The organism is Marinimicrobium sp. UBA4209, assembly GCF_002381585.1.
In the GTDB taxonomy this organism is placed as follows: Bacteria; Pseudomonadota; Gammaproteobacteria; order Pseudomonadales; family Cellvibrionaceae; genus Marinimicrobium; species Marinimicrobium koreense.
The window spans coordinates 37,121-50,767 of record NZ_DFTP01000077.1; the positions used below are offsets into that span (position 1 = coordinate 37,121).

General features: G+C 58.9%; 11 protein-coding genes. 7 read left to right on the plus strand and 4 right to left on the minus strand.

Going from position 1 to position 13,647, the window contains the following annotated elements; translation table 11 throughout:
* Window positions 1-359 (plus strand): glycoside hydrolase family 97 C-terminal domain-containing protein (locus B3187_RS11535; RefSeq protein WP_286806565.1); only part of this gene is annotated, 359 nt, incomplete at its 5' end.
* 72 nt (window positions 360-431) lie between these two features.
* On the opposite strand, the gene B3187_RS11540 is transcribed toward B3187_RS11535, so the two are convergent.
* Entirely contained in the window at window positions 432-3,269 is a 2,838-nt protein-coding gene (locus tag B3187_RS11540) for a LamG-like jellyroll fold domain-containing protein (RefSeq protein ID WP_286806566.1), read from the minus strand.
* 897 nt (window positions 3,270-4,166) lie between these two features.
* On the opposite strand from B3187_RS11540, the gene B3187_RS11545 reads away from it, so the two are divergent.
* From B3187_RS11545 to B3187_RS11555, 3 genes are read left to right on the plus strand one after another with little or no spacing between them, the layout of a single operon-like run.
* Window positions 4,167-4,730 (plus strand): LemA family protein, encoded by a 564-nt coding sequence (locus tag B3187_RS11545; RefSeq protein ID WP_286806567.1) that lies wholly within the window; start codon window positions 4,167-4,169, stop codon window positions 4,728-4,730.
* Window positions 4,727-6,466, plus strand: coding sequence for a DUF2207 domain-containing protein (locus B3187_RS11550; RefSeq protein WP_286806570.1), 1,740 nt, complete (start codon window positions 4,727-4,729; stop codon window positions 6,464-6,466). Before B3187_RS11545 ends, B3187_RS11550 begins: the two co-directional genes overlap by 4 nt.
* Before the next feature lie 52 nt (window positions 6,467-6,518).
* Window positions 6,519-9,017, plus strand: coding sequence for a bifunctional acetate--CoA ligase family protein/GNAT family N-acetyltransferase (locus B3187_RS11555; RefSeq protein WP_286806571.1), 2,499 nt, complete (start codon window positions 6,519-6,521; stop codon window positions 9,015-9,017).
* On the opposite strand, the gene B3187_RS11560 is transcribed toward B3187_RS11555, so the two are convergent.
* Complete coding sequence (locus B3187_RS11560) at window positions 8,995-9,951, minus strand: histone deacetylase family protein (protein WP_286806573.1); 957 nt, start codon at window positions 9,949-9,951, stop codon at window positions 8,995-8,997. The genes B3187_RS11555 and B3187_RS11560 overlap by 23 nt on opposite strands.
* Before the next feature lie 40 nt (window positions 9,952-9,991).
* Between B3187_RS11560 and B3187_RS11565 the strand changes: the two genes are divergently transcribed.
* Both B3187_RS11565 and B3187_RS11570 read left to right on the plus strand, forming a co-directional pair.
* Window positions 9,992-10,186 carry a hypothetical protein gene (locus tag B3187_RS11565; RefSeq protein ID WP_286806575.1) on the plus strand — a complete coding sequence of 65 codons (195 nt, stop codon included), beginning with the start codon at window positions 9,992-9,994 and terminating at the stop codon, window positions 10,184-10,186.
* Between the two features lie 74 nt (window positions 10,187-10,260).
* Window positions 10,261-11,580 carry a GGDEF domain-containing protein gene (locus B3187_RS11570; RefSeq protein ID WP_286806577.1) on the plus strand — a complete coding sequence of 440 codons (1,320 nt, stop codon included), beginning with the start codon at window positions 10,261-10,263 and terminating at the stop codon, window positions 11,578-11,580.
* Between the two features lie 5 nt (window positions 11,581-11,585).
* On the opposite strand, the gene B3187_RS11575 is transcribed toward B3187_RS11570, so the two are convergent.
* Both B3187_RS11575 and B3187_RS11580 read right to left on the minus strand, forming a co-directional pair.
* The gene (locus B3187_RS11575) at window positions 11,586-12,065 is read right to left on the minus strand and encodes a DUF6231 family protein (protein ID WP_286806579.1); all 480 of its coding nucleotides are present in this window, start codon (window positions 12,063-12,065) and stop codon (window positions 11,586-11,588) included.
* Window positions 12,066-12,076: 11 nt separating this feature from the next.
* Window positions 12,077-12,811: a DUF1499 domain-containing protein gene (locus B3187_RS11580; protein WP_286806581.1), complete on the minus strand. Its 735-nt coding sequence runs from the start codon at window positions 12,809-12,811 to the stop codon at window positions 12,077-12,079.
* Window positions 12,812-12,915: 104 nt separating this feature from the next.
* Here B3187_RS11580 and B3187_RS11585 point away from each other — a divergent pair, with 104 nt between their 5' ends.
* Complete coding sequence (locus B3187_RS11585; RefSeq protein WP_286806583.1) at window positions 12,916-13,632, plus strand: DUF6445 family protein; 717 nt, start codon at window positions 12,916-12,918, stop codon at window positions 13,630-13,632.
* Window positions 13,633-13,647: the final 15 nt, after the last annotated feature.

Sequence of the window (13,647 nt, forward strand, 5' to 3'; positions counted from 1 at the left end):
TGTTATTGCATAACGATGACGTGGCGGCAGGGCTCGAACTGCTCAAAACCATTCCCGCCGTATGGGATGAGACGCGAGTGCTGCCTTCCAGTCGTATTGGTGAACTGGCCCTAATAGCACGACGTTCAGGAGACCACTGGTATTTGGCGGCATTGAATGGCACTGATCAGCCGGTACGCATTGACTCGCTGGACCTGTCGTTTCTCGGTGAAGGCACCTACACCGCTGAGGTGGTTTTCAGTCCTGAACCCCGGCGCTTACAAAAAAGCCATGCTTCGGCACTGGATAGTCATAGTGAATATTCGTTGAAACTGCTGCCGCGAGATGGGGCAGTGCTGCGTTTCTCACCAACGCCTTAAAGTGTTCCGATGTTGAAAAACGGGCCGCAATGCGGCCCGTTTTTTGTGCGTCTGCTTCTTACTAAGCACGGCTTAAGGAATCACGGGATGATAAGTTTCATTCATCCAGTCCACCAGATGGCGGTCACTGCCCGTTTGTCGATACAGGTCGGGGAAGCCCGGCTCGATTTGATCGGTGTCGTTATCCCAGCCTATGACCTGACGGGAGTGTGTAAACTGAATTGCGCCCGCACCGCCGTACTCCGCGGGACCGGACGCGGTGGAAGACAGTGTGTTGGTCCGGGCCAGCGCATTGTTGCGTACCAGAACATCGCGTGCGGACTGCACGGAAATGCCGCCCCAGTTGGCGTCTTCCACAGTGTTGTTACTGATTATGAAATGACTTTGCCATTGAATGTCCAGCGGGTTGTCACCGGCGGAGATATTTTCCCGTCCACAAAAAAGGCTGTAACGATTTTGCGGTGTGTAGCGGTTGGTGAAAATACTGACGGCGGCCGGAGGCATAGTCGTCAGGGACGTAATGGGAATCCACTGGCCGGTGTTCGCGATGACGTTATTATCGAAAATCACGTTGCGAGCCCCGGAGCCATTGTTGCCCCAGGAATTGGAGCACGCTTTTACATCAATCATCAGGGGAAATTTAACGCCTTGGTGGGAGGTGTTGAAGAACGTGTTGTGAGCGATCAACGCGTGAGGGGCAGAAAACTTCGCGCCGTTGCCGCGGTTTTCGCCAAAGGTTGAACCGATAATGACATAGTTACTGCTGAACCGGCTGCCGTCCGGATTAAAATGATGCACCATGGTATCGTGCCGATACACGGAGGGAGTATTGGTCGGAACGGGCGTAGAGAATTCCAGCAGAGCACAGGCGCGTGCGGTGGTGCTGCCGTTGCTGTAGTTCACCGTGCCATAGGTCGACCAGTCCGGGTGTTTGCTGTCCACCACTTCTTTGCCGACCATTGTGCCGCGCCAAAGAAAGTTCATGTCCCGGTCACGCAACTCATAGATATCGCCCACTTTGGCCAGATCGACGGGACGAGGGTTTGAGGCATAACAAACGGACAGCGTATGGGTGTCCACATACTTGGGATTAAAACCCGTCAACTCCCGAATGACCATTCGATCCTCTGTGCCGCCGACGGCCTCCACGTTTTTAAACAGGTAGTGCCCGCGATTGTGAAACAAGAAGATACCGTCCGCCTTGGTGGCCACCACGGCATTGGGATCGGTCTCATTCGGGTCCAGAGTGGCTTTGAAGTTCTTCGCTTTCAGATATTGCACACCGCCAAAGGCCGCCAGGGCGTTTCCGGGGCTGGACGTAACGTGAATATTCTGGAGTGTCACGTGTTTTGAATGTTGCAGTGAAAAGGCCCGTTTCCCGCCGTAGTGGGCGACCAGATAATGCAGATCCGGGTCCACGGCGTCGTAAAACTCTGTATCGGCGCTGAGATCAATGACGGCGGACCCATTGGCCTGCACCTGAACGGTGTAGCTGCCGATATTGGATTCCTCATGCGGGCCGACAATGCTGTCCGTACCGCTCGCGAGCGGGTGAAGGTTGGCAAAGGGCAGCAGCAGCGAAGACCCCGTGCCGGAATACTGACCCACTGCACTCAAACTGTAACTCGTGTCCGGGGCGGCCCAGGTTACCATCGCGCCCATTTCGTCGATGTAATCTCGATAGTCGCGGGCGCTGCCGGCCACGGGTGTCAGCTCCAGCTCGTAATTTCCGAGTTTTTCCACATTGACCTTGGTCTGAAACGGGTACACTTCATTGAAAAAATCCAGCGTGAAATTCCGGATTTCCACTCGCTCATTGCCGAGACCGGCGCTGTCTTTTTCCAGCCAGAACATATCCCGTCGGGCGGCGTGGATTAATTTGGAGCCGTTACCATCAATGATCAGATCCGTTTGTCCGGCCACATTAATGGTGTTGCCATAGAGGTTGCGATTGTCGCCCACGTAGAACTCGCCGTTCTCGGGAAACAGTATTTTCACGATCTTGCCATCGTAAGCGCTGTTGTTCCTGGCGTCGTTCAACGCGTCTGCGATGACTTGCTGGTTTGCCACGCCGTGTGTCATTACACCGGCTTCGCCACTGGGCGGCGTTTCATCGGCGATGTTGAATGGCATTCCGTTGGCGGGAATCAGGTCATCCAGGTATAGCGTAACGAGATCGACAGCGGCATCGCCTTCGGTGTGACCACTGGCATCCTGTGGTGGCGTAACCTCGAAGGCCCAGGGACCGCGGGTGGAATCCTCAATGTAGTCCGCCAGAAGCTCGTCCCCGCTAAGGGCGGTGGTATAGACGCGCACCTGATCGAATTGGCCTTGCAGGGCACGGGTGGGTGTGGACTCAAACGTTTGTCCCACGCGCAGTGTGCGAATCGCGGTGAGATCAATACCGGACACCGGCACTTCACCGAGTAACTCCGCGTTCAGATAAAAGCGCAGGTACTCATCGGCTTTGATCACCGCGCTGATTTGCATCCATCCTTGCGTAATGTCATTGTCGCGCTCGATGTGGTTGAACTTAGGCGAGGCCACGACACTGGTGGTGGAAAAACCGGGAATCCGGTTAAGGCCGCCGCCCTCGGAGTAAAAGCGCACGCGCTCGTTGTTGTATATCTGGAGTCCAATCCACTCGCCGGCGCTGTTTTGCAGCGAGATCAGGTAACCTTTGTCGTTGTCGACCGGGCGTACCCAAATGGACAATGTCATTTCTGTGACCATGCTCATTTGCGTACTGGTAAAATCAGTTTCTAGTATCTGGTCATCGCTGAGTGCGTCACCCGCCAGGTTGAGTCCGCGCACAGCACCATGTCGGTCGGAGGCGGCGTTGGGGTCATCCAGAATCTTCACGGGGATGGGCGATTGATCATCCTCAAGTGTGAGGCTGCCCCACTGCACGATATCCAGCGTCTGCTGTTGTCCCGACCGGTCGCTGACCTCGGTGGATGAGGTGGAAATGTCATCAAGAGTCCAAAGTGCTATAAGGTTTGGGCGATGATCTTGTGCTAGGGCATCAGGAAGGGTTAGCAGTGTGATCGTTAAGAGAGCAACTGCACTGATGTATCGGTGCAGTCCAACACATTGGGTGCGGGTTAATGTTCCAGCGTTGATGTGCACGAGGGTGTCCTCCATCTATTATGGTTTTGATGCTAGAAGTGTCGCTAACGTCGACAAGAAGTGCAGCGGCAGAGAATATTGCCAGATGCGGGGTGTTACTATAATAGATATTGTAAGGTGCCGCTAACGTGCTTCGTTGCTGTGCGTGGTGCGAAATTGCTTTTTTCTTGAGAAATGATTCGGAGAATATATCGATAATGTTTTAAGTGGCTGACATCAAAGGGCTCTGAAGTATGTGGTCACTCCGGTCTGGACAATGAAGGAGCAGGTTTAGTACGTAATATTCTAGTGGGAAGCCGTAATATTCTAAAAAAGTCTTATATATAGTATTAACAGGAGGTTGTCCCTTGAATCTCCTGAGTAACATGCGTGTATTAAAGACCGTATTGATATCATTTGAGTCAATGAATACCCCTCTGAATCAGTCGGTTATATAAGTTTCCAAGTCCGGTTATGGCGGCATTGACGAGGGCTGTCCGCTATGCGGAGAGTCTTCTGTATAACAGCCAGGCCGCTTTGACGTGGTTCGCGTAGGAGGATCGGTCCGATATTTTGGAGGGCCAAAGGCCCGTTACCCACCGATCCGTCCAGAACCACGCTCAATCAACGATCAGGTATAGTAATACTCAGTCCCGCCCCATCGGCGGGATGCTATGGAAGGTTATAAAGGATAACGCTATGTCTGATTTCCTCTGGCCGGGATTGATCCTGGCCGCTGTCCTGATCTGGGCGGTGTGGTGTTTTAACCGCCTGGTGCGTCTGCGCAATCAGGTGCGTACCGCCTGGAGCGATATTGATGTGCAGCTGGCGCGCCGTCATGATCTTATTCCCCAACTGGTGCGAACCGTTCAGGCCTACACCGATCACGAACGGAGTCTCTTGACCGCCGTGACCGAGCTGCGAGCGCGGGCTGTCGAGAGCCAGCATCCAGGTCAGCTCGCCGTCCTTGAGAACGAGTTGGAGCAGTCGCTGTCTCGCCTTTTCATTCTCCAGGAAAGCTATCCGGACCTGAAAGCCGATGGCAACTTCAGTCAGTTGCAGCGCGACCTGGTGGAGACCGAAAATCTTCTGCAGTATGCACGGCGGTTTTACAACGGTGCGGTGCGTGCGCTCAATGATCGGGTGCTACAGTTTCCGGACCTTCTGATTGCGCGAGTAGCGGGCGTTTCAACGGCTGAGTTTTTCAGCGCAGCAGAGGATCAACGTGACGTGGTTTCGGTGAACAGGGAGGGAATGAAATGAAAGCGTTCTTGAATGGTCTGTTACTCGCTTTTTTCCTGGCGTTAGGCGTACTTCCGGCGTCAGCGCAGGAGCGGATTCTGAGTTTTCATTCAGACATCGTGGTCGAGGCCGACGGCACGCTTGATGTGACCGAGACCATCGAAGTGCGGGCCGAGGGCCGGAATATTCGCCGCGGCATCTATCGGGATTTTCCAACTCGTTATCGGGACCGTCGCGGTGACCGTGTGGTCGTCGGGTTTGAAGTGGTCAGTGTCACCCGCGATGGCAAACCCGAGCCCTGGTTTACCGAAGACCGGGCGAACGGCATTCGAATCAATACCGGCGACGACAGCTTCCTGCCGACGCCGCTCACCACCACCTACCGGATTCGCTATCGCACCAACCGGCAACTGGGTTTCTTCGAGCAGCACGATGAGCTGTACTGGAATGTGACCGGCACAGGGTGGATGTTTGACATTGCGTCGGCCTCGGCTCGGGTGCAGTTGCCCGGGGCGGTGCCGGCAGATCAATTGCAGCTGGATGTTTATACCGGCCCGCAGGGCAGTCGGGCCCAGCTCGCCCAAGCCGAGGTGACTGAACCGGGCGTGGTGCGTTTTGCCACCACTCAGCCGCTGGGTGTGCGAGAGGGGCTGACCATTGTGGTGGGTTTTCCAAAAAATCTGGTGGAAGAACCCTCCGCGGGGCAAACGGTCATCTGGTTTCTGACCGACAACCGGGCGCAGTTGCTCCTGATCATCGGGCTGCTGGCGGTGTTCGGTTACTATTTTCATCACTGGCGCCGAGAGGGACGTGATCCTCAGACGGGTCCGGTGTTCGCGCGCTATTTCCCGCCCGAGGATTTCTCGCCCGGCGGTTTGCGTTACCTGGCCAAGGCGCGCTACGACGATCGATGTTTCGCGGCGGACTTGGTGCACTTGTCCGTGAAGGGCCTGGTTGCCATTCACCGTGACAAAAAGTGGCACTCAGACAACTGGCGGCTGCAAAAACTCAGTGACGCGAACGACGTGGAACTCGCCCCAGCCGAGCGCGCCCTGTTTTCCCGGTTGTTCGTGGACGCAGACGAATTGGCTCTTGAACAGGCGAATCACACCATTTTGGGTGAAGCGAAACGCCAACATCAGCGGGCGCTCAAGCAGCGCTTCAAGCCCCGCTATTTTGTCGACAACGTGGGGATTACCGTCAAAGGCGCGCTGGCTTCTGTGGCGTTGGGAGCGGTGGCGTTTTGGTTGGTGGGCAATCTGGCCTCTCTGACGTTCTGGGCGCTGCTGTCGGTGGTGATTCTTCTCAATGGCGTGTTCGCCAACCTGATGCGCCGCCCCACTCGGGAGGGGCGTAAGCTGCTGGACCACATCGAAGGCCTGAAGTTGTACCTGTCGGTGGCGTCCAGAGACGAAATCGCGGGTCTGGAGCACCGCAACGCGGATGAGCCGCCACTCAACGCCGAGCGTTACGAAAGCCTTCTGCCGTTTGCATTGGCCCTGGGGGTTGAAGAGGCCTGGACCGGTCAGTTCATCAAAGCGGTGGGTATGGAGGCCGCCACCAGTGCGGCGCACGCTATGCATTGGTATCACGGTCCGCTTGGCCGTGGTGGCTTGGCGAGTCTGGGCAGTGATCTGGGCAAGTCGCTCAGCTCACAGATTGCCTCCTCGTCGGTCGCACCCGGTACCAGTTCGGGTGGCGGGGGCGGCGGTTTCTCCGGTGGTGGCGGTGGCGGCGGAGGTGGCGGCGGCCGCTAGCCGTGAGCGCCGGAGATCGCTAAGATCAGGTTTTAGGTCTACCGGAGCCCCCATGAGTCTCAAGCAGATCGATCAGTTGCTGAATCCGCGCTCGGTGGCGGTCATCGGTGCGTCCAACAAGCCGAATCGTCCGGGCAATGCCGTGATGCGCAATCTGCTGCAAGGCAACTTTGCCGGGCCTATCATGCCGGTGACACCCAAGTATCAGGCGGTCAACGGGGTGTTGGCCTATGGCTCGATCGAGGCGCTGCCGGAGGTTCCGGATCTGGCGATCATTTGTACCCGGGCGGCGCGGGTACCGGCGTTGATCCAGCAATTGGGCAAGAAGGGCACGCGCAGCGTGATTGTGATTGCCGCCGGACTGGATGAGGTGCATACCGCCCAGGGCACCAGCCTGCAGGAGCAGATGCTGGCCATTGCCCGACACTGGGGAGTGCGACTGCTGGGGCCCAATTGTCTGGGGTTGTTTGTACCCGCCATCGGGCTGAACGCCAGCTATGCCCACACTCATGCGCTGCCGGGCAAGGTGGCCTTTGTGTCCCAGTCCTCCGGGGTGTGCGTCACCATTCTCGATTGGGCGCGCCGGCGGCGCATCGGTTTCTCCCACTTTGTCGCTCTGGGCGATGGGGCGGACATTGACTTTGATGAGTTGATCGATTACCTCGGGCGCGACCCCAAAACCCGGGCCATTCTCCTGTATATCGATTCCATCCGCGATGGGCGGGCTTTCCTTTCAGCGGCCCGAGCTGCAGCCGCGGGTAAGCCGATCCTCCTGATCAAGGCCGGGAATGCCCGCGAGGTGTCGGATGCGGTCAGCAGGTTGCCGGCCGAACAGCGCGGTTCCGACCGGGTGTATGATGCGGCCTTCCGGCGTGCGGGGATGCTGCGGGTGCAGGACCTGAGGGACCTGTTTGCCGCGGTGGAAACCCTCGCTTATGGCCGGGAGCTCACCAGTGAGCGGTTGGTGATCCTGGGTAACGGCAATGGTCCTGCCGCCATGGCGGCGGATGCGCTGATTGAGCGCGGTGGGCACCTGGTGACCTTCAGCGAGCAGACCGAGCAGGCGCTGGCCCGGTTGGTGCCTCGCGGTGGGCGTGCCCGCAACCCGGTCAACTTGCTGGGCGACGCACCGCCGGAACTCTATCGGGAGGTGCTCTCGGTGATTCTGGCCAGCGGTGAGGCGGATAACATTCTGGTGATGCATGCGCCTTCGGCGCTGCACGTCGGCGAAGTCTACGCTGAGGCGATGCTGGATGCCTATGAGGCACACGCCGGGCGCAAGCCCAACCTGCTGGTGAACTGGATGGGCGAGGAAGCGGCTTATCCGGCCCGGGAGCGGTTTGCCCAGGCGGGTATTGCCTCCTTTCGCACACCTGAAGGCGCCGTGGCGGCCTTTATGTATCGGGTTCAATACCGGCGCAACCAGAAGCTGCTGTCGGAAACCCCGGACTCGGTCAGCGAGCTGATTCCCCACCACCCGCTATCGGTGCGCGCGCTCATCGAGCGGGCGCTGGCGTCACCATGGATCGAGCTGTCCGCTCCGGAGGCGGCCGAGATGGTGGCGGCTTACGGTATTCGCACTCGGAATCCGGACGCTGAGGACAGCGCCCAAGAGGTGTATCAGGATGGCGTTGCGCTGCGCATTCAGGTGCGGGTCGACCCGGTATTCGGGCCGGTCATCGCCCTGGGAGAAGCGGGAGGCACTGCCGACTGGCTGTATAACGCCGTGGTGGCTCTGCCGCCTCTGAATATGGCCCTGGCCCGTTATCTGGTGATTCAGGCCCTGGCCGAGGGCAAGATCCGCGAGCGCCATCAACCGCTGGAGCGTCACTCGCTCTGCCTGCTGTTGAGTCAGGTCAGTCAGCTGGTGGTCGACAATCCCGAGCTGGTCAGCCTGGACCTGCAACCGGTGGTGATGCGGCAGGGCGTCTACACCGCGCTGGAGGTCTCGGCCCGTCTTGCACCGGCCGAGCAGGCGCGTCCCATGGCCATCCGGCCTTATCCCAAAGAGCTGGAGGCGCGAGTGACCCTGAAGGATGGTCGCTCAGTGTTGCTGCGCCCGATCCGGCCGGAAGATGAAGCCCGTCAACAGGTCTTCGATCACGCCCTGAGCCGGGAGGACCGTTACAACCGCTATTTTGGCGAGGTGTCCGAGTTTTCGCACGAGCAGATGGCCCGTGTGACCCAGATCGACTACGACCGGGAGATGGTGTTCATCGCCACCGAGCGCGACGAGCGGGGTGAGGAAGTCACTCTGGGGATGGTCCAGGCCCAGATGGACCCGGACAACCACGAAGGTGAGTTCAGCATTGCCATTCGCAGTGATCTCAAAGGCTGCGGGCTGGGGCGGTTGCTGCTGGGCAAGATGCTGGCGCACTGCCGAGACCAGGGGACCCGTCATCTGGTGGGCTGGACGCTCCCCCAGAATCGGGGCATGGCCAGTCTGGCTCGAAGCCTGGGATTTCGGGTGAAGTACGATCCGGACGAAGAGGTCATCGACATGCGGATCGATTTACAGGCGCCGGACGCTACAGCTTCGCCAACGCCTTGATGTGGGCCACGGCGCTGCGTCCCAGGGCTGACAGTGCATAGCCCCCCTCCAGAGTGGAGACAATGCCTCGGCAGTGCTCGTCGGGGCTATCGCTCTCCCGGCTCTGATCCACCAGGGTCCGCAGTTGCTCGCTCACCCACTGGTAATCCCGATCGGTCAGGCTGGTGGAGGACATATCGTCCTCCTCATGGGCGTCAAAACCGGCCGAGATCAACAAGAGTTGTGGACGAAAACGCTTCAGCGCGGGCAGCCAACGCTCGGTGATGGACGCCCGAAATTCCTCACTGCGGCAGGTGGCGGGCAGTGGCACATTGACGATGTGGTCGCGCTTCACGTCAATGGGGGTGCCCGGGTAGAAGGGGTGCTGAAAGCTGGAACAGAATAAGACCCGGGGCTCATCATAGAACATGGTCTGAGTGCCATTGCCGTGGTGGACATCGAAATCGGCGATGGCGATCCGCTGCAGTCCGTGCTGCGCCAGCGCGTGGACGGCGGCGATGGCAACATTGTTGTACAGGCAGAAGCCCATGGCCCGATCCGGCTCGGCGTGGTGGCCCGGCGGACGCACGTTGCAGAAGACCGCATCGGTCTCTCCCGCCATCACCAGGTCCACCCCGTAGGCGGCGGCTCCGGCGGCATGCCGGGCGGCCTCCAGAGTGTCGCGACTCAGGTAGACATCGGTGTCGAAGGGCAGAATCTGATCCTCTCCCAGGGTTCTGGCCGCCTCCTCCAAATTGTCCAGGTATTCCGGGTCATGGACCCGCAGCAGTTGCTCCCGGGTGACCGCCGGCGCCTGCTTGTGCAGCAGCAGCCCGTCCAGGCCGCTGGTCAAGAGGCGATTGTTGATGGCATCCAGACGTTCCGGGCATTCCGGGTGGCCGTCTGGCATCCGGTGCCGATGGCAGCTTGGGTGGGAGAGGATGGTCGCCAGCATGGATTGCCTCCGGGTTGGGCACCCATGCGGTGCCGAAACGATGACCGCCGCCCGCGCGAGCGATCCTGAAGTGAGCGGTACGGCGCGGTCCAGCGGCTTTGATCCTAAAGCAGTTGATCTCGCCGAGTCCAGCCCGGCCTTGATCAAAGTCACAAAAGTTGAAATTGACGACATTGTGGGGGAGCATCTTGCGATGAAAACCGCTACCCTAGAGGTGTCAAGAAACTGCTTGTAAAGTGGTCAACAAAACGGCTATGGTTAATATGACTATATGTCGGTCGGTCTACAATAACGAAAAATGGTTTAAATATGACGTCTACGGTTGCCAATAGCTTCAAAAACCGCTTTTTACGGGTGGAGGCGGGACTGGCGCTGCTGATTCTGCTGACGGTGGTCGCCATAGTGGCCGAGCGGCCCATTCTGGAAACCGGATTGGCGCTGGACGGTAGCGACGGAACCGTAGCCCACTACAGTGACGCTGGCGAAGGCGGCGAGAGCCGCTCAGCGGTCATTGATCCCGCCGCCATGAGCTGGGAGTGTGAGCTGGTCGACAGTGATCGGTACATGTTTTGTGGCTTCGAGCTGGTGCTGGATGAGGAGCGTGAAAATGGACTGGATCTGCGTCGGTATGATCAGATCCGGTTCTGGATGGACTATGAGGGTCCGACCGAAACCATCCGCCTGTACTTGAGAAATTACGACCCGCGCTACAGCAAACGCTACGTTAACGACAGCACTAAGTACAATCAGATCGAGTTTGATGCCGATCTGGCCAAAGGCGGCGCCTGGTTGGAGTTCTCCATGGCGGATTTCTTTGTCGCCAACTGGTGGTTTCAGCGCTATCGGATTTCTCCGGATATGGCCCATCCGCAGTTCGATAACATCGTGGTGATCGAGGTACAGACCGGCTCTACCGGGATTCCTGGTGAGCACCGATTCACTTTGTCCCGCATCGAGTTGACGGGCCAGGTCATTTCCACCGAGCAGTGGTACCAGATTCTTGTGGCGGTCTGGCTGATGGCCGCACTGGCCTTTCTGGCGGTGCGCACCTGGCGGCTCAAACAGGAGTTGAGCTTGCGGCATGCCCGCGAACAGGAATTGCTGCAGGTCAATCAATTGCTGGATAGTCGCAGTCGAGCTCTGGAGGATAAAGCGAAAACCGACCCTTTGACCGGGGCGTTCAACCGTCAGGGTATTGAAGAGGCGATTGCCCTGGGGTTGGTGGAGCGGCGCGAGGGTAAGCCCCTGTCACTGATCATGGTGGACGTCGACCGCTTCAAGCCGATCAATGACCACTACGGTCACGCGGTGGGCGATCAGGTTCTGACCGGGCTCTCTTCTCTGGTCAAACACAATATCCGCGGGACCGACCTCTTTGCCCGTTGGGGCGGTGAGGAGTTCGTGTTGGTCTGTCGCGATACCGAACTGCGTGAGGCCGCCGGGCTGGCTGAAAAGCTGCGGGCCCTGTTGGCGGAGGAGGAGTTCGAGCAGGTGGGGCGAATCACCGCCAGCTTCGGGGTCGCCACCTTACGTCAGGGCGAAACGCTGGACGAGATTTTCAACCGGGTGGATCAGGCGCTGTACAAAGCCAAAGAGTTTGGTCGCAACCGTGTGGAGGTATCCTGGTAGTTGGATTACCACCAGGCTTTGCCCCACATTTCCGGGTTGGCCCAGAAGCGCGGGTTGTTCCAGTCCCGCTTGTGATTGTAGTTGCTGATGTTGTAGGTGTAGAGCGTCTGGTTGTGCCCCTCTTCTTCGATACGGGCCTGGCGTCGGAAGCCCAGGCCGATGAAATCGGTGAGGCTCCAGCCGGCACCGTCAGTGACCAGGACGCCGATCTGTCGGGTGCCGTAGTTGCGCAACTGACCGATGAGGGTTTGACCGGCCGAATGGCTCAGATGTTCAAGGCTGCCGGTGACCAGGGCCAGGTCCTGAGTGCGGGGCAGGCTGAGGCCCTGTTCGGTATCGGCGGCATCCAGGCAGGTCAGTTGACACTGGCCGTGGGTATCGTGCCAGCGTTGGGCAATGGCCTGGGCCTGCTCGCCAACGGCGACGATGGAGTCGGGCTCGCAGGCGTCAACGAGGGCGGCGATGGCTTGCGTGCTGGTCTTCATAGCGATCCGACCTACTGAAGCTCTTCCTGTAACTTTTCCATGAACAGCTCAATGCGTCGGGCATTGGCGCCGACGTCGCTGCGGCCCAGGCGGGATTTGCTGCGGACGTCGACCCGGCTGCCGTTTTCATGGGGCTGAATACGGATTACCACGTCGTCTTTGAAGCCGAACCAGAGCGTGGTGTCGGTGGCTTCCACCCGGGCGCTGCCATCGTCGAGCTGTTCGGCGCCGGCCAGATCCCAGGCCTGACCTTCCACAACCGCTTGGGCCGCTTCGAGCACGTCGGCCACGGGCCGCTCGACGATCAGGGGTTGCAGCTCAGGGTAGGCCTCACGTTGCTGCTTGGCCGTCTCCTCGCCAGCGTACTCCGCCGGGTTGGGGGCGTTTTCCCGCAAGGGCAGTATCGCCACAAACGCCGGCGGGTTGTCGAGGTCGGTGGTGATGTCGTGAATCGGGGGCACTGACTGGGCGGTCTGCCACTGGCTGAACGGCAGGTAAAAGCTGAACAGCCCCACCACGGCGGAAATCGCGAGTGCCGAGGTGAAGCGCCCCTGGGGTTTCTGCCAAATGGCGTAGCCGATGATCAGCGGCACGCTGGCAATACCCACATAGGCACCCCAGCGCAGCAGGGTAAACGCCTGCCCGAGATCCAGCCAGCCATTGCGAAAGCTCGGGCCGGCGATGAATACCAGAAACAGCGCCGCAAAGCCGCTTGAGAGTGCCACGATACCGAGTAGTTTTTTCATAGAACCGCCTTGTTGTAAGAGGTGTTGTCCGGATCAAAGACCACGTAAACTGTTCCGGTAAATACGGAGAGCCCCTATTTTCGATCACAAAGCGGATGGCGTCTATGGCTGTGTCCCCGGAACCCTCAGTACAGTTTAACCCCGAAGCCCGGGTCAGAGTGGACCAGGTGGGTGCAGAGCGTCAACCCGTGGTCTGTATTGATGATTTTCTGTTGGGCGCCGGGGCGCTTCGCGAGGACGCGGTGGCGAAAAAGGGCTTCGACAACAACACCGGTTTTTACCCCGGCCTGCGCGCCGCGGCGCCAGGTAGCTACTATCAGGCATTGCAGAACAGCCTGCCGGGGCTGATTGAGCGCGTGTTCGGCATCCACTCCGGGCAGATTGCCAGCGTCGAGTGCTCCTACTCTCTGGTGACCACCCGGCCGGATGATCTGCACCCGGTGCAGCGTATCCCGCACTTTGATTCCAATCGGCCCACCGAGCTGGCCATGATTCATTTTCTGTGTGGCCCGGAACTGGGCGGTACGTCGTTTTACCGCCACCGCGATACCGGTTTTGAATATGTGGACGCGGGCCGTCGGGAGTCTTTTCTGGGGGCGCTGGAAGCGGATGCCAAAGCCGGGCGGCTGCCGCCACCGGGTTATATCAACGGCGATACCGATCAGTTCGAGCGCATTGCGTCTTATGAGGCGGCGTTCAACCGGCTATTATTGTACCGGTGCACGAGTCTGCATTCGGGGAATATTGCGGCGGGGTTCGATTTTGACACCGACCCCGCGAAGGGCCGGTTGTCGATCAATACGTTTTTGTTGAATGGGTAACGGCGGATGCGCCTT